The 20779-nt window shown below is 67.9% G+C and carries 17 protein-coding genes; 3 read left to right on the forward strand and 14 right to left on the reverse strand.

Annotation, left to right across the window (positions count from 1 at the left end):
- Positions 1-6: 6 nt before the first annotated feature.
- Genes xdhC through xdhA form a run of 3 tightly spaced genes read right to left on the reverse strand, consistent with a single transcriptional unit; the run spans position 7 to position 4659 of the window.
- Positions 7-831, reverse strand: coding sequence for a xanthine dehydrogenase accessory protein XdhC (xdhC, locus tag QZ471_RS04180; RefSeq protein WP_295461132.1), 825 nt, complete (start codon positions 829-831; stop codon positions 7-9).
- On the reverse strand, positions 828-3227 hold the full coding sequence (xdhB, locus tag QZ471_RS04185; RefSeq protein ID WP_295461134.1) for a xanthine dehydrogenase molybdopterin binding subunit: 2400 nt from the start codon (positions 3225-3227) through the stop codon (positions 828-830). The genes xdhC and xdhB overlap by 4 nt, the downstream gene beginning before the upstream one ends.
- Positions 3220-4659: a xanthine dehydrogenase small subunit gene (gene xdhA / locus QZ471_RS04190; protein WP_295461135.1), complete on the reverse strand. Its 1440-nt coding sequence runs from the start codon at positions 4657-4659 to the stop codon at positions 3220-3222. The genes xdhB and xdhA overlap by 8 nt, the downstream gene beginning before the upstream one ends.
- Before the next feature lie 306 nt (positions 4660-4965).
- Here xdhA and QZ471_RS04195 point away from each other — a divergent pair, with 306 nt between their 5' ends.
- Both QZ471_RS04195 and QZ471_RS04200 read left to right on the forward strand, forming a co-directional pair.
- Positions 4966-7530: an EAL domain-containing protein gene (locus QZ471_RS04195; protein ID WP_295461137.1), complete on the forward strand. Its 2565-nt coding sequence runs from the start codon at positions 4966-4968 to the stop codon at positions 7528-7530.
- A 72-nt stretch (positions 7531-7602) separates the two neighbouring features.
- On the forward strand, positions 7603-8070 hold the full coding sequence (locus QZ471_RS04200) for a hypothetical protein (RefSeq protein WP_295461138.1): 468 nt from the start codon (positions 7603-7605) through the stop codon (positions 8068-8070).
- Positions 8071-8157: 87 nt separating this feature from the next.
- On the opposite strand, the gene QZ471_RS04205 is transcribed toward QZ471_RS04200, so the two are convergent.
- From QZ471_RS04205 to QZ471_RS04240, 8 genes are all read right to left on the reverse strand, one after another.
- Positions 8158-9603 (reverse strand): aldehyde dehydrogenase family protein, encoded by a 1446-nt coding sequence (locus QZ471_RS04205; RefSeq protein ID WP_295461139.1) that lies wholly within the window; start codon positions 9601-9603, stop codon positions 8158-8160.
- A gap of 65 nt (positions 9604-9668) precedes the next feature.
- The gene (locus QZ471_RS04210) at positions 9669-10856 is read right to left on the reverse strand and encodes a hypothetical protein (protein WP_295461141.1); all 1188 of its coding nucleotides are present in this window, start codon (positions 10854-10856) and stop codon (positions 9669-9671) included.
- A gap of 22 nt (positions 10857-10878) precedes the next feature.
- Entirely contained in the window at positions 10879-11499 is a 621-nt protein-coding gene (locus tag QZ471_RS04215) for a hypothetical protein (RefSeq protein ID WP_295461142.1), read from the reverse strand.
- Positions 11500-11510: 11 nt separating this feature from the next.
- Complete coding sequence (locus QZ471_RS04220) at positions 11511-12989, reverse strand: aminotransferase class III-fold pyridoxal phosphate-dependent enzyme (RefSeq protein WP_295461143.1); 1479 nt, start codon at positions 12987-12989, stop codon at positions 11511-11513.
- An 8-nt stretch (positions 12990-12997) separates the two neighbouring features.
- Positions 12998-13654, reverse strand: a complete 657-nt coding sequence (locus QZ471_RS04225; protein ID WP_295461145.1) for a class II aldolase/adducin family protein — start codon at positions 13652-13654, stop codon at positions 12998-13000.
- Positions 13651-15285: an FGGY-family carbohydrate kinase gene (locus QZ471_RS04230; RefSeq protein ID WP_295461147.1), complete on the reverse strand. Its 1635-nt coding sequence runs from the start codon at positions 15283-15285 to the stop codon at positions 13651-13653. Before QZ471_RS04230 ends, QZ471_RS04225 begins: the two co-directional genes overlap by 4 nt.
- 10 nt (positions 15286-15295) lie before the next feature.
- Positions 15296-16180, reverse strand: coding sequence for a TorF family putative porin (locus tag QZ471_RS04235; protein ID WP_295461149.1), 885 nt, complete (start codon positions 16178-16180; stop codon positions 15296-15298).
- 21 nt (positions 16181-16201) lie between these two features.
- Entirely contained in the window at positions 16202-16621 is a 420-nt protein-coding gene (locus QZ471_RS04240) for a DUF2147 domain-containing protein (protein WP_295461150.1), read from the reverse strand.
- Between the two features lie 145 nt (positions 16622-16766).
- Here QZ471_RS04240 and QZ471_RS04245 point away from each other — a divergent pair, with 145 nt between their 5' ends.
- Entirely contained in the window at positions 16767-17414 is a 648-nt protein-coding gene (locus QZ471_RS04245) for a TetR/AcrR family transcriptional regulator (RefSeq protein WP_295461152.1), read from the forward strand.
- An 89-nt stretch (positions 17415-17503) separates the two neighbouring features.
- On the opposite strand, the gene QZ471_RS04250 is transcribed toward QZ471_RS04245, so the two are convergent.
- The 3 genes from QZ471_RS04250 to QZ471_RS04260 form a co-directional block, all read right to left on the reverse strand.
- Positions 17504-17794, reverse strand: coding sequence for a hypothetical protein (locus QZ471_RS04250; protein ID WP_295461153.1), 291 nt, complete (start codon positions 17792-17794; stop codon positions 17504-17506).
- A gap of 138 nt (positions 17795-17932) precedes the next feature.
- The gene (locus QZ471_RS04255; RefSeq protein WP_295461155.1) at positions 17933-18625 is read right to left on the reverse strand and encodes an NYN domain-containing protein; all 693 of its coding nucleotides are present in this window, start codon (positions 18623-18625) and stop codon (positions 17933-17935) included.
- An 85-nt stretch (positions 18626-18710) separates the two neighbouring features.
- On the reverse strand, positions 18711-20672 hold the full coding sequence (locus tag QZ471_RS04260) for a methyl-accepting chemotaxis protein (protein WP_295461156.1): 1962 nt from the start codon (positions 20670-20672) through the stop codon (positions 18711-18713).
- Between the last annotated feature and the right edge of the window lie 107 nt (positions 20673-20779).

Genomic DNA, 20779 nt, shown 5'->3' on the forward strand with positions numbered 1-20779 from the left:
AAACGACTAACTAGGAGTAGCGGTGACCAGGCGCAGCGGCGTATCCGCCTGCTGGGCCTGGCGGCCGTAGTGGGCGATGACCTCACCAGCCACGGCGATGGCGATTTCCAGGGGCAGCTTGCCCTGGACCTCGGGCAGACCCAGGGGGCAGCGCACCGTGGCCAGGCGCTCGGCGCCGTGACCTCGGGCCGTGAGGCGGTGGCGGAATTTGGCCCACTTGGTCTTGGACCCGATCAGGCCGAAGTAGCCATGGTCGCCACGGGCGAGGATGGCATCGGTCAGCTCCAGGTCCAGCGGGTGATTGTGGGTCATGACGATGTAGTAGGCCCCGGCCGGCATCCGGGCGATCTCGTCGACCGGCTCGTCGGTGACGATCTTCTCGACGCCAGCGGGCAGCGGATCGGGAAATTCCTGGGGGCGCGAGTCGACCCAGCGCACCGCGCAGGGCAGGCCGGCCAGCAGGGGCACCAGGGCGCGGGCGACATGGCCGGCGCCGAAGACGATTACCGGGACGTCCTGGGCCAACAGCGGCTCGAACAGCAAGGTGGTGACGCCGCCGCAGCACTGGCCGAGGCTGGCGGCCAGGGAAAAGCGCTCCAGGCGCGGCTGGCGGCTGCCGGCCGCGAGCAGCTCGCGGGCGATCTCCACGGCGCGGTATTCCAGGTGGCCGCCGCCGATGGTCAGGTGCTGCTCGGTCCGACCCACCAGCATCTTGGTGCCGGCGTCGCGGGGCGTGGAGCCCTGTTCATCGGCCACGGTGACCAGCACGCAGGGTTCGCCGCGCGCCTCAAAATCAGCCAGCAACGCCAGCCAGCCGCGTTTCGGGGTCATGCCGGTTCCTCCGTGGCGGACGTCGCTACGGCCTGGGTCTCAGCGGCCAAGCGGCGCATCCGCTCCACGCCCCAGAGCACCCGCTCGGGGGTGGCCGGGGCGTCCAGCGCCGGGTGGAAGCGGTAGTCGGCCACGCTGGCCACCGCGTCCTGCAGGGCGCACCAGACCGAGATGCCGAGCATGAAGGGCGGCTCGCCCACGGCCTTGGAGTGGAACACTGTGGCCTCGGGATTCTTGCGATTTTCCACCAGGCGGACCCGCAGGTCCGGCGGCACGTCGCTCACCGCCGGGATCTTGTAGGTGGAAGGACCGGCGGTGAGCAGCTTGCCGGCGTCGTTCCACACCAGTTCTTCCATGGTCAGCCAGCCCAGGCCCTGGACGAAACCGCCTTCGACCTGGCCGATGTCGATGGCCGGATTCAGGGAGGCGCCGACGTCGTGGAGGATGTCGGTGCGCAAGAGCCGGTATTCGCCGGTGAGGGTATCGATCAGCACCTCGGAGCAGGCGGCGCCGAAGGCGTAGTAGTAGAAGGGCCGGCCGCGGGCCTGATCGCGGTCGTAATGGATCTTCGGCGTGCGGTAGTAGCCGGTGCTGGAGAGCGACACCTGGCCGACGTAGGCCAGCTGGATCAGCTCTTCGAAGCTCAGCAGCCGGTCACGCACCTTGACGTGGCCGTTGCGGAAGTCGACCTCCTCTGGCCCCACATGGAAGTGCCGACTGGCGAAGTCGATCAAGCGATCCTTGATGGTCTGGGCGGCGTTCTGCGCGGCCTTGCCGTTGAGATCGGTGCCGCTGGAGGCGGCGGTGGGCGAGGTGTTGGGCACCTTGTCGGTGTTGGTGGCGGTGATCTGGATGCGGGCTATGTCGACCTGGAAGACCTCGGCCACCACCTGGGCGACCTTGGTGTTCAGCCCCTGGCCCATCTCGGTACCGCCGTGGTTCAGGTGGATGCTGCCGTCGGTGTAGACGTTCACCAGGGCGCCGCCCTGGTTGAGGAAGGAGGAGGTGAAGGAGATGCCGAACTTCACCGGGGTCAGCGCCAGGCCCTTCTTCAGCACCGGGCTGTTCCGGTTGAAATCGCGGATGGCCGCGCGGCGGGCCTGGTAGTCGCTGCTGGCCGCCAGGTCCGCGGTCATCTCGTCGAGCAGATTGTCTTCCACCACCTGGTGGTAGTGGGTGACGTTGCGGGTCTCCTTGCCGTAGTAGTTGCGGCGGCGCACCTCCAGCGGATCGAGGCCGCGGTGGCGGGCGATGGCGTCCATGACGTTCTCGATGGCCAGCATGCCCTGGGGCCCGCCGAAGCCGCGGTAGGCGGTGTTGGAGGCCAGGTGGGTCTTGCAGCGGTGGCCGGTGACCTGGGCATTGCCGAGGTAGTAGGCGTTGTCGGCATGGAACATGGCGCGGTCGATGATGGCATTGGACAGGTCCGGCGAATAGCCGCAGTTGCCCGCCAACTCGAAGCGAATGCCCAGCAGGCGGCCGTCGTCGTCGAAGCCGACGTCGTATTCGACATGGAAAGGATGGCGCTTGCCGGTCATGTGCATGTCTTCGCAGCGCGGCAGGCGCATCTTCACCGGGCGTCCGGTGAGGCGCGCGAACACCGCGCAGAGCGCCGCCGGCATGCCGGCCTGGCTCTCCTTGCCGCCGAAGCCGCCGCCCATGCGTCTCATGTCGACGGTAACCTTGTTCATCGAGACGCCCAGCACCTCGGCCACCTGCTTCTGCACCTCGGTGGGATTCTGGGTGGAGGAATAGACCAGCATGCCGCCATCCTCGGTGGGCATCACCGAGGCGACCTGGGTTTCCAGGTAGAAGTGTTCCTGGCCGCCGATGGCCAGCTCGCCCTGCAGGCGATGGGGCGCGGCGGCCAGGGCGGCGGCCGCGTCGCCGATGTGGTGGCTGTGGCTGGGGGAGATGAAGTGCTCGCGTCTGAGCGCTTCCTTGACGTCGATGATGGCCTCTAGCGGCTCGTATTCGACGATGGCCGCCTGGGCGGCGCGGCGGGCGGCGTCCAGGCTGCTGGCGGCCACGGCCAGTACCGGTTGGCCGAGGTACTGCACCTCGCCATCGGCCAGCAGCGGATCGCCCGGCAGCACGGCGCCGATATCCAGCTGACCGGGTACGTCGGCGGCGGTGATGGCCAGGGCCACGCCCGGTATCTCATAGCAGGGCGACAAATCGATACGCAGGATGCGCGCATGGGCGTGCTCACTCATCCGCGCATAGACGTGCAGCTGGTTGGGGAATTCCAGGCGGTCGTCGATGTAGATCGCTTCACCGCTCACATGCTTGTCGGCACTCTCGTGCTTGAGCGGCTTACCGACGCCGGTGGTGAGACCCGCGGCGAAGGCGGCGGCCATTTCCTCGGGGGTACGGACGGGGAGGCTGCTAGACATGGGCGGTGACCCTCGTGGCGAGCGTGGGCTGGGTGGTCTCCAGATGACATTTGCGCAGCAGGTTCTGCGCCGTCAGCAGGCGATATTCGCGACTGGCGCGGAAATCCGACAGCGGGGCGAAGTCGTTGGCGAGGGCTTGGGCGGCGCGCTCGACGGTAGCGGTGTTCCAGGGTTGGCCTAACAGTGCCTGCTCGCAGTGAGCGGCACGCTTCGGAATGGCCGCCATGCCACCGTAGGCGATACGTACCGCCGCGACGCGCCCCTCGTCGAGTTCCAGGGCGACGGCGGCGCAGACCGCGGAGATGTCGTCGTCCAGGCGCTTGGACACCTTGAAGGCGCGGAAGATAAGGCCCTCGCGCGTCCGGGGCACCCGTACCGCCTGGATGAATTCACCCGGCGCCAGGGCGGTCTTGCGGTAGTCGAGGAAGAAGTCGTCCAGCGGCAGTTCGCGCAGGCGCTCGCCCTGGCGCAGCAACACGCTGGCACCGAGTGCCAGCAGCAGCGGTGGGCTGTCGCCAATGGGCGAAGCATTGCCGATGTTGCCGCCCAGGGTGCCCTGGTTGCGGATCTGCAGGGAGGCGAAGCGCTGCAGTAGGGCGCCGAAGTCGGGGTAGTCGGCCGCCAGGGCGGCGGCGCAGTCGGAAAGCGGCGTGGCGGCGCCGATCTCGATACTGTCCTCACCGACCGTCACGTAACGCAACTCAGGCAGGTTGCCCAGGTAGATCAGCGTATCCAGGCGGCGATGATTCTGGGTCACTTCCAGGGCCAGGTCGGTGCCACCGGCCAGCAGGCGCGCCTCGGGATGGGCCAGGTAGAGACTGGCCAGTTCGCTTAGGGTGGTGGGGCTATAACTCTGACGACCGGCGCCTTCGAGACGGGGCTCGGGTGCCGGCGCCAGGGCCTTCAGGCGCTCCAGGGTCTGCTGCTCGCGGGCATCGAAGTGGTCGGGCTGACGACTGGCGCAGGCCTGTTCGGCGGCGGCCAGGATCGGTCGGTAGCCGGTGCAACGGCAGAGATTGCCGGCCAGGGCCTCATGGGTGGCGGCGCTGTCCGGCGCGGCGACGTTCTTCTGCAGGGCGAACAGCGACATGACGAAGCCCGGTGTGCAGTAGCCGCACTGGGAGCCATGGCAGTCGACCATGGCCTGCTGCACGCTGTGCAGGCGGCCTTGGTGCCTGAGGTCTTCCACACTGATCAGTTGCTTGCCGTCCAACGCCGCGACGAAGGTCAGGCAACTGTTGACGGTGCGATAGCGCAGCCGGTCGCCATCCGCCTCGGCCAGTACCACGGTGCAGGCGCCGCAGTCGCCGGAGGCGCAGCCTTCCTTGGTACCGGTCTTGCCGCAGCGCTCGCGCAGGTACTGGAGCACGGTGAGATTGGGATCGAGCTGCTCTTCGACGCGCAGCTCCTGGTCCAGCAGAAACCTGATCAAGGCCGCTCTCCACTTGAGGTTGGGTTGCTTCGATGGTGGGTAAAGCTGACCGATAGGTCAACAAATCTCCGGGCGAGTGGACGGCGATTGTCGTTTTTGGGCAAGGCCGTCGGGGAGGGAATATAACGCCTGCGCGACCTTGGGGCAGACATTGGCGACATGCACGGCCGTAGTGCAAAAAAGCCGCAGTTCGGCGTCGACGAAAGGCATACTTTTGCGATCAAGCCGTTAGTGCGATTGCCGATATCCAGAGCTATGGGTATGGCCCCCAATGCGGGCCCTGCCTTTTTCCGTTCCTCTGCGTGGATGTCCGTCGTGTCTGCCAAGTTGAATCATGTCGCCGGCCAGGCGTCTTCGGGTTTCTTCTCGCTGATCGCCGTGGTCTTCGCGGCCGCGGGCCTGATGCTGGTCGCCCTCTGCGAGCGTATCGACGAGCAGCAGCGGCAACACAGTGCGAGCGATGCGCAACGTGCCCTGTCCATCCGCCAGGCCACCCTCGGCAACGTGCTGGCCGACTACGCCTTCTGGCTCGAAGGCTACGTGAGGACCGACAAGCGGGTCGATACCGCCTGGGCCTATGACGAGGACAACATAGGTCCCTCTTTGCACAGCAGCTATGGCCTGGAAGGCGCCTTCATCGTCGGCCCCACCGGCAGTACCCGCTACGCCGTGGTCGAGGGTGCCCGCAGCGCTCTGGAACTCGAAGACTGGCTGGGTAGGGACGAGGCGCCGCTGCTCGCCCTGGCGCGCGCCCGTTCACCGCAGAATGGCTATGCCCAAGGCTATTTCCTAGTGAACGGCCAGCCCGCGCTGGTGATGGCCGCCGTCATCCGCCCGGAGGCGTCCTACCAGGATTTCCAGCGCCTGTCGTACCTGGTGTTCGTCGATGTGCTCACGCCAGCCAAGGCACGGGCGTTGGGCGAGACCTTCGATCTGCAGGAGCTGCGGATAACGGCCGCCAGCGACGCCATCGTCGCCCCGCCCAGTCTGGTGGTGCGCCTGGAGCTCGGTATCTCGCTGCTGCTGCAGTGGCGCTTCCAGGCCTTGGGCGCCGAGCTGCGCGCGACCTTCCTGCCGTTGCTGGTGGTGCTCTGTGGTGCCGCCTTGTTGCTGGTCTGGTATCTGCGCCGACGTATAGCCCGGGCCGCCTGGCACATGCAGGAGGCCGAGCAGGCGTTGCGGCAGAGCGAGCAGCGCTTCCGCTCGGTGTCGGAGGCGGCGTCGGACTGGATCTGGGAGACGGACGCCGCGCAGCGCCTGGTGTATCTGTCGGAGCGCTTCATCGACGTGACCGGCCTGCATCCGCAGCTGTGGCTGGGCCGGCCGCTCTACGAATTGCTCGACTATGAACCGGCGCGGGCGGCCGAGTTGGCTCAGGCGCCGGCCTTCCTGCAACGGGCGCGGCGGACCCTGCGCTGCGAGATGCGCGACGCCCGGGACAACCAGCGTTATTGCCAGCTGTCGGCCCAGGCGATCTTCCGCGACGAGCGGCTGGTCGGCTTTCGCGGCACCGTGTGCGACGTCACCGAGGAGATCCAGGCCAAGGCGCGCATCGAGTATATCAATCAGCACGACACCCTCACCGGACTGGCCAATCGGCGCCACCTGCAGCGTTATCTGGAGCATCGCTTCGCCGAGGGCTTCACCGACGGTCCGCCGCTGCACCTGCTGGCCCTCGACCTGGATCGCTTCAAGCCGGTCAACGACTCCCTCGGCCATGCGGCAGGCGACCAGGTGCTCGCCCAGGTCGCCCGGGTACTGCGCCACAGTATGCGCGACGGCGATCTGGTCGCCCGCATCGGTGGCGACGAATTCGTCATCGCGGTGAATGGCGCGCTGGCGGCCGAGCAGGTCAGCGGGCTGTGCCAACGGATTCTCGAGGGTATCGGCCGCTCGATGACGATCAACGGGCACGACGTCACCATCGGTGCCAGCATCGGCATCGCCACGGCGCCGCGGGACGGGACGTCCGCCGAGGATCTGCTGCGCTATGCCGACATCGCCCTGTACGAGGCCAAGGCGGCTGGGCGCAACACCCTGAGATTCTACGAGCCGACCATGAACCAGCGCATCCTGGCACGGCGGCAACTGGAGACCGAGTTGCGCCAGGCGCTGCAGCGCCAGGAGTTCGAACTGGAGTTCCAGCCACGCTTCGATGCCAGCGGCCAGCGACTGCTCGGCGCCGAAGCCCTGGTGCGCTGGAATCACCCCGAGCGTGGTCGGTTGGCACCGGCGCATTTCATTGCCATGGCGGAGGAGACCGGCCTGATCCTGGCGCTGAGCGACTGGGTGCTGCAGGACGCCTGCAGCCAGGCGCTGGGCTGGGCGCCGCACCTGCTGGTGTCCATCAACCTTTCGCCGTTGGAGTTCCAGCGCGACGACCTGGTCGCCCGCATCCAGGGGGTGCTGGAGCGCACCGGTATCGCTCCAGCCCGGGTCGAGCTGGAGCTGACGGAGAACGTCCTGCTGGACGATGCCGCCGGTGCCCTGGAATTGATGACCCAGCTCAAGGCCCTGGGCGTGCGCCTGTCGATGGACGACTTCGGCACCGGTTATTCCTCGCTCAATTACCTGCGCACCTATCCCTTCGACTGCCTGAAGATCGATCGCAGCTTCGTCGCCCAGATGGAGGAGAGCGCCAGCAACGCGGCCATCGTCGAGGCCATCGTCAGCATGGGCCGGGCGCTGTCGCTGACGGTGGTCGCCGAGGGCATCGAGACCGCCGGCCAGTTGGCGCGGATCGCCGATCTCAAGTGCGACCAGGCCCAGGGGTTTCACCTGCAACGGCCCTTGTCTAAGGCGAGTTTCGCCAGGTTGCGGCAGGAGGCGGCGATGCAGTCCGCGGGCGAGCTGGTGACCTCGGACCGGTAGCGGCGGCCGTTGGCTGTCGCCAGCTTGTCATGGCCGTCGGCTTGAATGGCCGCTTTCAAGCCGGGAGCTGTCATGGCGCTGATCGCAGAAAGGGTTGAACTCGCGCGGGCGGGGCAGAACGCCAAGGTCATTCGTCGGTTGCGCTCGGGCTGGGCGGTAATGGGCGACGTGCAATTCCTGCCCGGCTACTGCCTGCTGCTCGCCGATCCCGTGGTGCCCAGCCTGAATGTGCTGGGGGAGCAGGCTAGGCAGCAGTTCCTCAGCGACATGACGCGGCTGGGCGATGCCCTGCTGGCGGTCACCGATGCCTTGCGCATCAACTACGAGATCCTTGGCAATGCGGAGCCGGAGCTTCACGCCCATCTCTTTCCCCGCTATGCCTGGGAGGTCGACAGCGCCAGGCGGATGCCGGCGTGGTTCTACGACTGGCAGAACGCTCCGGCCTATAGCGCCGAGCTCCACGGTGCCTTGCAGGCGGCATTGGCGGAGCGGTTGGTGGCCATGGGGGGGTTATGGTCCGAGCCGGTGCCTTCGAGATGATCAATAGGGTCCAGGGCCGGATGAGTGGTGGCTAACCTCGATATCTTCATCGGCCTGGCCTCGCGCCCCGCGGGCTGAGGCTTTGTCTCAGCCCCGCCCAACCAGGCGCGTGACCCATCGCGCCAGACGCAACTTGGCGGGCGAGTAGGGCGGAAACAGCAGCCGGATCGCCAGCAGGGGGCCCGCCGTCATCACGCTGCGTTCGTGGGAGAAGGCGCGGAAGCCGGCCAGGCCGTGGGCGCTGCCCAGCCCGGAATGGTTGACGCCACCGAAGGGCAGGTTGACCTGGGTGTACTGCTGCATGCAGAGGTTGATGCCCAGGCTGCCGGAGCTGGTGCGCGACGCGACGCGCCGGTGGATCTCGCGGTCCTGGCTCCAGAGGTAGAGCGCCAGCGGCTTGGGACCGGCGTCGATCCGCGCGAAGACCTCGTCCAGGTCGTCGTAGGCTATGACGGGCAGCAGCGGGCCGAAGATTTCCAGCTCGTCCAGGGCGCTGCTCACCTTCGAGCAATCCAGCAGGGTGGGGCCCAGATAGCGCTGGGCGACGTCGTGATCGCCGCCGTGGATCAGGGTGGCGCCGGCGGCCTGGGCCTGTTGCAGCACGAGTGCAAGGTTGGCGGCGTGACGTTCGTGGATGAGGCGGGCGTAGTCCGAACTGCGGGCGGGATCGCTGCCGTAGCGGCGTTGCAGCAGGGCGCGGCAGCGCTCCATGAAGGCGGGCTGGATGGCGCGGGCGACGAACAGGTGGTCGGGCGCGACGCAGGATTGCCCGGCGTTGAAGAACTTGCCCCAGAGCAGCAGCTCGGCGGCGGCGTCCAGGTCGGCGCTGGCATCGACGATGGCGGGCGACTTGCCGCCCAGCTCCAGGGTCACCGAGGCCAGGTGAGTGGCGGCGGCCTGCATCACCAGGCGACCCACGGCCGGCGAGCCGGTGAAGAAGAAGTGATCGAAGGGCAGCGCCAGCAGTGCCTGGGCCGTCTCCACGCCGCCTTCGCAGAAGGCCACGGTATCGGGGGTGAAAGCCTCGGCGATCACCTCCCGCAGCACGGCGTTGACCGCCGGGGTGAATTCCGATGGCTTGAGCACCACGGTGTTGCCCGCGGCCAGGGCGGATACCAGGGGCCCGAGCAGCGTCGAGACCGGATAGTTCCAAGGCCCGATGATCAGGCAGCGGCCGCGCGGCTGGCAGTGGATCTCGGCCGGGCAGCCCAGCGAGGTCAGGGTCGCGCTGACCCGGCGTGGCTTCATCCAGCGGCGCAGATGGCGGCGCGCATGCTGGAGCTCTTCCAGCACCGGCATGATCTCGGACAGCTCCACCTCTACCTGGGGCTTGCCGAAATCCGTGCGGAAGGCGGCGTAGAGAACCTCGCGCCGGGCGACCAGGGCCTGGTGCAGGCTGTCCAGCAGGGCGCGGCGCTCCTCGGCGGCCGAGCTGCGCAGGGCCAGCGCCCGGGCGGCCTGGTCGCTGAACAGCCGTTGTGGCGTGGTGACCGCCAAAGTGGGTAGGACAGGATCGAGCAGGGGGGCAGGCATGGTGAGGTCCGCACTGGAGTCGAGAGGCTGGGTAAGGGTAGTGGAGCCGGGCGCGGGCGTCCTGCTCAGCCGGAACGCCGCAGGCGTCCACGGCTGGGCAGGCGGCTGGTTCTTTCGCTGACGCCGAGCAAGCCGAGCAGGCCCAGGGCGAGCAGGCTCAGCAGGGCGCTGGCGAGGGCGGCGGGTCTTACCTCGGCGCCGTTCAGCCAGAGCGACGCCAATGCCGGCCCGGCCGCGCAGCCGAGCAGCTGCAGCGACGGCACCAGGGTGGCGGTGCGCCCGCTGGGATCGAGGCTCAGCGCCAGGCCGATCTGGAAGGGCGTCAGGGTCTGCCAGATAAAGGTGAACAGCAGGCATGAGCCGACGAAGGCTAGGTGTGCGCCAACCGGCAGGCCGTGGATCAGGGTGGCGAGGCTGCCCAGCAGCAGGGTCGCCACCACCAGGGTGCCCCGTGCCGGCAGGCGGCTCACCAGCCCGGCGCCGGCCAGGCCGCCGAGCAACTGGGCGCCGAGGCTCAGGGCAATCAGCGACTGAGCCTGGCCGGGCGGCAGGCCGAGGGCTTCGCCATAGGGTTCCAGATAGGCCCAGAGCGCGCCGATCGCGGCCAGTTGGGCACCGACGCAGGCCAGCAGCAGACCGCGGGGTAGCGTCCAGCCCGGGCTGGACGGGTTGCTGGTTTGGCCTGCGACCGGCGCCAGGCGCCGTGGCAGCACGATCAGCAGCGGCAGGGCGAGGGCTGTCACCGCCGCCAACAGCAGGAAGCCGCCGAGGATGCCGGCGTTGGGCAGTACCCAGAGCGCCAGGGCAGCCGCCAGCAGTCCCTGGCAGAAGGTCTGCAAGGCCATGAACAGGCCGGAGAGCCATTCGGCCCGGGGTTGGCGGACCATCAGTGCCACCGCCGCCCAGAGCAGCAGGCCTTCGCCCAGCCCGGCCAAAGCGCGCAGGCCGAGCAGGGGCAGGTCACCGACGGCCTGGGCGCTGAGCAGGTCGGTGCCGGTGGCCAGCAGTATCGCCGGCAGCAGCAGGTGCGGCAGCTCCAGGCGCTGGCCCAGGACCTCGCCGAGCATCACGCCCAGGCCGAGGGCGACGATCTCGCCCATCGCCACCAGGCCCAGGCCGTCCAGGCTGGCCCGGCCGCTGGTGAAGAGTTCACCGAGTAGCAGCGGTTGCAGGCCGAGGATGAGCAGGGCCAGGGAGCCCAGCAGCAGGGCAGCGGCGACCTGGAGCGGCGGCGAGGGAGGCGTGGCGGTCATGGGACTGGTCTCCAGATCTCGGTCAGTAGCCGCGGCTTTCGGCCGGCAGCTCGCCGCTGGCGAAGGCCAGGGCAGCGTGGCGCTGGTCGCGTTGGAGGCGGCGCGTGGCGATCAGCACCACCCACCAGGGCAGGCGGGTAAGCGTGGCACCGGTCGCCTGGGCCAGGGTGTAGGCCTTGGCGCATTTCTCGAACAGTTCCGCGTTGAGCGCCGCGCGGCTGGCGGTGGTACCCAGGCACAGCGGCCGCTCCGCCAGCAGCAGGACGTTGCCGCCGCCGACGAGGGCGTCCGGCAGGCGGCTGGCATCGCCCACCGCCGCGGCCATGCGGCCCAGGTGGCGCGCCTGCTCGTCGAACAGCACGGGCATGCAGCCTCCGAACGATGCCACGAGCGGCCCGTAGCTGCCCGCGCCCTGGATGATCGCGCCGACGTCCGGGCGCGCGCGGTAGATGACCGCATGGTCAGCGGCATCCGGCAAGGCCTGGCCAAGCGATGTCTCCACCGGCTCGGCATCCGCCAGGGTACCGAACCAGAGGGTGCCGGTGCCCGGTACCCGGAGCGACAGCGTGACCGCCGGGAGTTCGCCGCGGCGTACCAGACGCTGCTGCAGGTCGAGCCACTGTTGATGGAGGGCGAGGCGCATGGGCAGGGGCCTCATACCAACTGGAAGACGCGGTCGAAGCGTTCCAGGGCGTCATCGATCACCGCATCGGTGTCGGCCAGGCTGGTATAGATGCGGCTGCCGGCCAGGGTGATCAGCCCGTGGGCGGTGTAGGCGGCGCCCATCTCTTCCATCATGTGTTTGCGCGCCTTGGCCTCGTTGCGCAGGCGCAGCAGCTTGAGCGGGTTGCTGGTGTCGAGCAGCAGCACCCCCGAGGTCTGCAGGTGCACGATGGAGCCGAGGTTATAGGCTACGTAGGGCAGATTGCGGCGCTGGATGATCTCCTCCAGCCCCTGGCGCAGCCGGTCGCCGGCCCGGCCGGCCTGTCCGGCGGCGTCGAGGCGCTGGATTTCCTTGAGGGCGTAGTAGCCGGCCACGCAGCACAGCGGATTGGCCGACAGGGTGCCGCCGACGAAGGCCCGCTTCGACGAGGTGCCGATACCGCCCACCAGCAGTTGCATGACCTCGGCCTTGCCCCCCAGGGCGCCGGCCATGGGGTAGCCGCCGGTGAGACATTTGCCCAGCACGGTGAGGTCGGGCAGCACCTTGAAATAGGCCTGGGCACCGCCCATGCCGGCGCGAAAACCGGTCACCACCTCGTCGAAGATCAGCAGGGCACCGAATTCGTCGCAGAGTTTGCGCACTTCGCGGTTGAAGTGCGGATGCACCGGGCGGGTGCCGCTTTCCGGACCGAAGGGCTCCACCAGTACCGCGGCGGTGCCGCCACGCACGCGATTGAATTGCAGGCGGCGGCGCAGGGCGTCGAGGTCGTTCGGCGGGCTCTCCTGGGTGTGGGCGGTGGCGCCGCGGGGAATGCCGAGGGCCTCCATGCGCCCGGTGCCGGGCAGGCGCATGCCGTACACCAACTGGTCGCTCCAGCCGTGGTAGGCACCCCCGATCTTGATGAGCCAGCGGCGGCCGGTGTAGGCCCGCGCCAGGCGCACCGCGGCCATGGCCGCCTCGGTGCCCGAGCCGAGCAGCCGTACCTGGTCGATGCCGGGCACGCTCTGGCAGACCAGTTCGGCGAGCTTTACCTCGTACTCGTGCAATAGCCCGGTGACCGGTCCGCACTCGGCTAGGATGCGCTGCACCTGGTCGCGTACGCCGGGATGGTTGGAGCCGAGCAGGGTGGGACCGCCCGCCTGCAGGAAGTCGATGTAGCTGTTGCCATCCACGTCGGTGAGATGGGCACCCTCGGCCTGGGCGATGGCCAGGGGGAAGGGATGGTTGAAGGCCAGGTTGTGCTGCACGCCCCCCGGAATGAATTGCTTGGCGCGCTCGGCCAGGCGCCGGGAGCCCTGGCAGCGCTCGTCGAAATAGCCCATGACCTTGGCCAGGGCATCGCGGCGCAGCGGGCGCATGGGTTGCCTGACCAACTCGGCGAAGCGGCGATAGAGGGTGTCGGTATCCGGCCAGGCGGTGATCGCGGGCGGGCTGGGCAGTTGGGGGGGCGTGGTCAGGGGCTGGTTCATGGCGGACCTCAGGACGGGTAGGAGGCGGTGAGGGTGGTCAGCAGGCGCTGGCGCGCCAGGCTGTCGGCGGAGGAGAGAACGGGACGGTTGGCGATGCGGCGGACGAGGTAGTGCTCGCAGAAGGCTTCCAACTGCTCCAGCACCGCCAGGGTCTGGCGGGCGCTGGCGCCGTAGCAGAGCACCCCGTGGTTGCGCAGCAGATAGGCCGGGCTCTCGGCGCTCAGGGCCCGATCCAGGCGCTTGGCCAGCCAGCCGGTGCCGGACGGGGCATAGCCCACCAGGGGCAGCCGGCGACCCAGCGCGGGCCAGCGCCCGGGGTCGTCGATGGTCAGGGCTTCGCCCAGCAGGGTGCAGGCACTGGCCAAGGGCTGGTGGGTATGCAGGCTGCAGCCGGCGGCGGGAAAGCGCCGCAGCACCCGGGCGTGCAACCCGGTTTCCACCGAGGGCGCGCGATTGCCTTCGAGCTGGTGCAGATCGGCCAGGCGCAGGATGCAGACGTCTTCCGCGCCCATCTGGTAGTAGTCGAGGGCAGACGGGGTGACCGCGATGCGCTCGGCGTCCACCCGCAGCGCCAGGTTGCCGCCGGTGGCGGCGAAGAAGCCGCGGCGCACCAGGTGCAGGCAGAGATCCACCACCTGTTGGCGCACGTCGAGGGTATCGCTCATGGTCGGGCTCCCTGGTTGGGGTTGAGTCGCCGGTACAGCGGCGCCAGCCGCCGGCGGACTTCGAGAAAGGAGGCGTAGCTGTCGTCGTAGCGCGCCCGCGCCTGAGGGCAGGGCTCATAGAGGCGCGGCGGCCGTTGCAGCGCGGGCACGTCGCTGAAGGCGAGGGCGCCGATGCCGGCGGCGGCGATATAGGCCGAGCCGCGGGCATTGGCCTGGATGGGTGCATCGGGCTGGGCGATCACCTGGCCGGTGACGTCGGCCATGATCTGGCACCAGAGATTGGACTGGGCGCCGCCGCCCACCGCCGTGATGCGCTCGGGTCGGCGGCCAAGGAAGCGGCCGAAGGGCTCCAGCATCCAGCGGGTGTTGAGTGCCACCCCTTCGAGAAAGGCGCGGATGATGTCTTCGCGGGTGTGCTCCAGCGACAGGTTGATCAGCGCCGCGCGCAGGCTGGGATCGTCCACCGGGCTGCGCTCGCCATAGAGCCAGGGGGTGTAGAGCAGCCCACGGGCGCCGGCCGGCACCCGGGCGGCGATGCGGTCGAGCAGGGCATAGAGGTCCGGGTGCTGTTCGTCGCTGAGGAGTTCGTCCGGGTGGTAGAGCACCTTGTCGCGCAGGAACGACAGGTTGGCGCCGGCCGCGGTCTGTAGTGCCATGGCCAGGTAGCGGCCCTTGACCGCACTGGGTACGGCGGCCATGTGGCGCAAGACATCGGACTTCTTGAAGGGCACATGGGCGCCCAGCCAGGAGGAGGTGCCGAGATAGAGGTGCGGGGCGAAATCCTCCACCGCCGAGCCCACCGCCACTGCCGAGGTGTCCACCGAGCCGGCCACCACCGGGGTGCTGCGCGGCAGACCGAGCTGATCGGCCACCGCGCCGGTCAGGGTGCCGATCACCTCCGCCGAGTCCACCAGGTCCGGCAGCTTGTCGCGGTCGAAGCCCAGGGTGCGGATGAGGCTGGCGTCGTACTTTACCTGGCGAGAATCGCGGTTGTCGGTGATCCAGGCGGTGCAGATGGAGTCCGCGGTGGCGCAGCAGCGCCCGGTCAGCCGCAGGTTCATGAAGTCGAGGACGTTGAGAAACTTCACCGTCCGCTCGTAGCGCTCCGGCTGGTGGTCCTGCAGATAGGCGATGTGCCCGGCCGAGTCCTTGCCCGACAGCGACGGCGCGCCGCCGGTCAGGCGAATCCAGCGCCACAGCTTGAAGGGTGAGTAGCCGGCCACCTTCAGCCGACCCCCACCGACCCGGCGCGCCACCGACTCGGCGCCGCGCATGTCCAGCCAGAGCAGGGCGCGGCCCAGGGCCTGGCCATTCGCATCGACGCAGACAGTGCCTTCGGTCTGGGTGGAGCAGCACACCGCCACCACTCGCCGCCGGCGCGCCGGATCGGCGGCGAGCAATTCGCCGGCGCCGCGCAGGAAGGCCTGCCACCAGTCTTCCGGCTCCTGCTCGGCGCTGTGCCCCTCGATGTGCAGGGTGACGCCATGGAAGGTCCAGGCGACCACCTCGCCACCCAGGGTGACCAGGGCGCTCTTGCAGCCGGAAGTGCCCAGGTCCACCACCAGCACCAGGCCGTCGAGGGCGGTGGCCTGGGCTGGGGCCGGCGGTGTGGCGAAGACGTGAGGTTTCATGGGCGCGGGCTCAGAAGGGGCGGGCCACGGACAGCACCCAGCGGGCCTCGTCCGTCGCGCGCTGATGGTCACCGTCTTCGGCGATGTAGAGTTCGCGTGCCCGGGTATGGGGGCTGACGTAGTCCAGCCCGAAGTCGAAGCCCCAGTGGCGATGCACCAGGCCAACCCCGTAATCGCTGAAGTTGGCCTCGGAGAAGTTGCGGATCTGCTGGTAGCCGGCGTGCAGCTTGAGGCTGGTGCGCGGCGTCAGCTCGTAGCGATAGTCCAGGTCGTAGAGCAGGCTGCCACGGGAGTCGTGGTCGCCCTTGGCATAGCACTCCAGGCCCTTGGTGGGATCGGCGTTGAATTGCAGCTGGGCGCCGCAGACCCCGGCGGTGTTGGCACCGCGGTAGTTTTCCGAGAGCACCTTGAGGATGCGCCCCTGGAGGGCGCCATAGCCGATCTCCAGCACGGCGAATTGGCTGTTGTAATTGGTGCTGCGATAGTCGTCGGGCGCGCCGGTCTCCGGATCGATCCGGCTGGGTGCCTTGAAATGGGCGCCGGGAAAGAATTCGCCAGCCAGGCCTACGCCGAAATGCCAGGCGTCGGGATCGCCGAAGCGGTAGCCGCCGGCCAGCAGCACGTTGGCGCCGTCGCCGTCGAGAAACTGCTTCTTGCTCACGGTGCCGAATTCGGCCAGGCCGATCAGGCCGCTCTCGTGGGCCAATTCCAGGGTGACCTTGGCCCCCGGCCGGTTGAGCGAATCCGAGATGCTGCGGTTGCGGACATCCGAGAGCAGCCGCGGGGTCACGGTCAGGGAGTAGCTGGCCAGGTCGTCGTCGGCCTGGACCGCTGCGCTGGCGAATGCCAGGCACGCTAGGGCCGCCGCCTGGGTGCGGTGAAGAGTCCGGTTCATGGGGTCGCTCCTGGCGGTGGCTTAGCTGCAGCGAGGGGTGGCGGGGAGGGCGCTCAGCGGGGTGAGCTGTTCGGTCTTGCCGAGTACCTCGGTGCCGACGTAGGCCCGGATGTTCAGGTCGTCGCCCTTGCGGCGGACGTAGCCCTTGTACTTCTTGCCATCGCGCGGATCGAACACCCAGCCGTCCCGCCAGGTGCCCGCGTCGTCGCGGGTCATCTGCAGGATGCGCGTACCGCAGGTGTCGTGGGCATTGCCGGCGTCCTTGTCCCAAACGATGGTGCCGCACAGGGCCGTGGCATTGTCCGGGCAGGGCTCCACGCGCACCGCCGCGCCCTGATCGGCCGTGAGCCACAGGCCCTGGACCGGCGCGGGGCTCGCCGCCTGGGCGAGCGGGAGCTGAACGGCGAGAAGGAAAGCTGCGAGCGCGAAGGACGATTTCATGGTGAGACTCCCGCTGATTGTTGTGCTTGTGGCTGGAGGCAGTTCAAGGTCGCTTTAGCTGTTATGATAGTCATCGCTACACGATAGTTATAACTATCATTTTTGCGCCTCGCAAGGGGTTTTTCCGTCTCATCAGGAAGCGTTCATGGCTGCCAAAGATCCTGCGTCAACCTCTCGCGCCACGCCCAAGGCCCGCCCCAGTCAGCAGCGCGCGGCGGAAACCTACGAGCGCATCCTCGCCGCGGCGGCCGAGGTCCTCTGCGAGGTTGGCATCGAACGCCTGTCCACTAACCTGGTCTGCGAGTGCGCAGGGCTGACGCCTCCTGCGCTGTATCGCTACTTCCCCAACAAGTACGCACTGCTGGAGGAACTGGGGCGGCGTCTGCTGGAGAAGCAGAACGCGCAGATCGCCCCCTGGATCGATCCGGCGCTGCTGGCCGGGCCCCTGGAGCCGGTGGAAGAGGCACTGACGGGCTTGTTGCTGGACACCTACCGCGTCACTGCGGAGACGCCGGGAGGGATGTGGATTCTCAAGGCATTGCGCGCCGTGCCGTCGCTCGAGCACGTGCGGCTCGATTCGCATCGCCGGGTCGCGGCGCAGCAGGCCGAGTTGCTCTCGGCGATCCTGCCGCAGGTGCCGGCGGAGGACATCGCCCAGGTCTCGCGCATCGTGGTCGAGCTGATCCACTCCACCGTGGAGCTGCTGTTCGACGAGGAACTGCCGGCGCAGCGCACCTGCCGGACGGTGTCGGCCATGCTGACCGGGCATCTGCAGCGGCTACGGGGTGGATGAAGGTACCCTGGGGCGAACGCCGATTTTCGTTGTGATTTCGCGGGCTATCCAGACTGACCAGGATGCTGGGTGACAAGAGCGTGACCCTTTCAGGCGCCGCTTCCAGTCCTTTTTTCCAGCCAAAGCCAGAGCTCGAACAGCCAACGAACGGCATGGGCGATGCAGGCAATACCGGCGAACAGCACATGCAAGAGGGGGATCAATAGGCTCCCCGGACCATCGGCTTGCCTCATACTGAGTTCCAGGCTCGCAATATCCACTGCTATGAAGCCGACAATCCCCAGTAGATAGGATCCCCAACGTCTGGGGATCGCGCTAAGAATGGCTAGAACGATGAGCGATCCCATCCACAGCAGAGCGATAGCGATGGAAAGGGTCATGGTCGGTCCAATGTTCGTCCATGGGGGTGAAGGCCTGCCTCCTAGAATGACGGGAATCTGAGGCTTGTCCAATCAGCATCGGCTGCTGCCAGGTCCAGGCGCTGGCCCAGGAGTGTGGCTGGCGAAGCTTATCCCTGGCTACCTGGCGATGGCCGCCTCGATATCCTTGAACTCCACCACCCGCACATAGGGGGCGATCTCGCCACTGATGGAGAAGTGGGCGCCGATCACCGTGACTTCGACGCCCTCGTTTTCCACCAGATACTGGACGACCTCATGGAAGTCGCCATCGCCAGCGACGAGATACAGCTTCCTCCAGCCGCGCTTCGCGTGGGAGCGCATCAGGTTGAAGGCCAGGCCCACATCGACCCCTTTCTGACTTTTCGTCGTGTACTGCTCGCCCGTCACGGGATGCAGTACTGGCCCGCCGCCCGCGGAGCTGGGCCATTCGTGGGCCTTGCTTTGCAGCCAGTAGAGCTTGACCCGCAACCCGGCGCCCTTGGGCGGGGCCGAACTGAGAAACTTGTTGAAGCCGGTCTGGGCGATGGTTGGCGGGTCGCTGTCACAGTTGAAGTAATAGGCGTCGCCGATACGCTCGCCTGCATCTTCCTCGATGAATTGGCGCAGCTTGAGATAGTCGAATTTGGCGCCGGAGACGGAGCCGTTCCAGGCGCTCAGGGCGTAGGCGCCGTCGACGAACCAGGCCACACCCTGTTGCTTTGTCGTTGCCATCGTATTGCGGGACCGAGCCTTGTAGCGTTGATGGGCATACACCCGCACGCGGGATGCGCAGTCGTACATTGTGAGCGCAATTGCGTCTTTGCGCTGCATTTCCTGAGATCGAGGGCCGGCGCCGCTTGGCGAGAGCGGTTGCGCGGCGCCGGCGCTTAGCGACCGACGCCCGCGCCGGACCCGCTCAGGCGACCCGGAAGCGCCCCACCAGGGCTTGCTGTTGCTCGGCCAGGCGGGCCAGTTCGCGGCTGGTGACGGCGGTCTGCTCGGCACCGGCGCTGACCTGGATCACCAGGTCGTTGATGTCGTTGACGTTGCGGTTGATCTCTTCGGCGACCTGGCTCTGCTGCTCGGCGGCCGAAGCCACCTGGATGTTGCGGTCGTTGATCAGCGTCACGCCCTCGGCGATCTCACCGAGCAGTTCGCCTGCGCGCACCACCTTGCTGGCGCCGGCCTGGACCTGGTTTAGGGTTTCCTGCATGGCCTGGGTGGCGCGATCGGAGCCGCCCTGCAGATGGCTGATCATCTGCTGGATGCTGCCGGTGGATTGCTGGGTTTTCTGCGCCAACTGGCGCACCTCGTCGGCCACGACGGCGAAGCCGCGGCCCGCCTCGCCTGCGCGGGCGGCTTCGATGGCCGCGTTGAGCGCCAGCAGGTTGGTCTGCTCGGCGACGCCACGGATGACGTCCAGCACCGAGGAGATGGCGTCGCTCTCGTGCTTGAGTTCGGCGATGATCTCAGAGGTCCGTTCGGCCTGCACCGACAGCCCCTGCACCAGGCCGATGGTGGCCTGCAGTTCGCGGCGACCCTGGCTGGTGTTGCCTTCCACCTGGCGCGAGCCCTCGGCGGCTTCGGTGGTGCTGCGGGCGACGTCCTTCACCGTGGCGCTCATCTCGGCGATGGCGGTGGCCACCTGGTCGGTGCCCAGGCGCTGCTGGGCGACGTTCTGGCTGGTCTGGATGGCCACTGCCGAGGCCTCTTCCGCCGCGGTGGCGACTTGCACGGTAGCGGCGCCGATCTCCTGGATCACCTGGCCGAGCTCCTGGCTCATGAGGTTGAGATTGCCGGTGATGGTGCCGAATTCGTCCTTGCCCTGGTAGGCGCAGCGGGCGGTGAGGTCGCGGGTGGCCAGGCGGGTGAGGGTGCCGTTGACCTGGTCCACCGCCTGCTTGATGTTGCGGATGATCACCCAGGCCAGCGCCGAGACGGCTACCAGTACCCCCAGTACCAGGCCGAGGGTGATCCAGAGGTCGCGACTGGCCTTGGCCCGGGCCTGCTCGGCCTGGGCACCGACGCCGGCGCCGAGGTCCGCCTCCACCTTGCCCATCAGGTCGATGCGCTGGGTGGCCAGGTTGAACCAGTCTTCCGGCTTGACGCCAAGGGCGTCGCCCAGCGGGACGGTGAAGGCCAGCTGTTGCAGCCGACTGACTTCCAGGGCACTGGGTTGCTTGAAGGTGTCTTCGAGCTGGCGGACGAACTCGGGCGTGGCCTTGCGCTGGAACGCATCGGCATAGGCGGAGAATTCACCCAGGTTGCGGGCGAAGCGCGACAACAGAGCGGCATCGAAGCGATTCTGGTTGAAGGCCAGGCCGAGTAGTACCCGCTCGCGACCGGCGCGTTCCTTCATCTCGACGAACAGGTTGAGGGCGCCCAGGGCGCGCAGGATGGCCGGATCGTTCACCCCGGCTTCGAGGGCGTGGGTATAGCCGATCAGGGTTTTGATCAGATCGGTGTAGGCGGTGCCGGACTGGGTGCTGTTGAGGCTCAGGCCATCCACCTTGCTGCGCAGCTCACGCAGGCCGTCCGTGGCTCCCAGGGCGGTCTGGAGGTCGGCGTCATCGCTGGTGGCCAGGGCGCGCAGGGCGGCGAGAGCCTGGTCGCTGTCCTGGCGGAAGGTCTTGAGCTTGTCCTGCATCGCCTTGCCGCCGCTGCCGAGGAATACGCCGCTGGCGCCGCGCTCGCGCTGCAGGCTGGTGACCAGGTTGCTGATGCGTTGGGCCGCGGCGCTGGCGGTCACGGTATGCTCCATTTCCCTGAACGTCTTGTAGCGCTCGGCGGTATAGAGGCTGGCAACCACCAGAAAACCGGCCAGCGGCAGGACCAGGATCAGCAGCAGTTTGGTACTTAGGGGGGCGTTCCTGAGCATGGGTGGCTTCTCTGAGGCGAGCAACTGACGCGCGGATGGTGAGGCGATGAGCTGGCAAAGGTGGGAGGGCTTGCGTTTATGTCGGTGGCCAGAGAGGAATCTTTATA

The sequence above is a fragment of the uncultured Pseudomonas sp. genome (assembly GCF_913774235.1).
In the GTDB taxonomy this organism is placed as follows: domain Bacteria; phylum Pseudomonadota; class Gammaproteobacteria; order Pseudomonadales; family Pseudomonadaceae; genus Chryseomonas.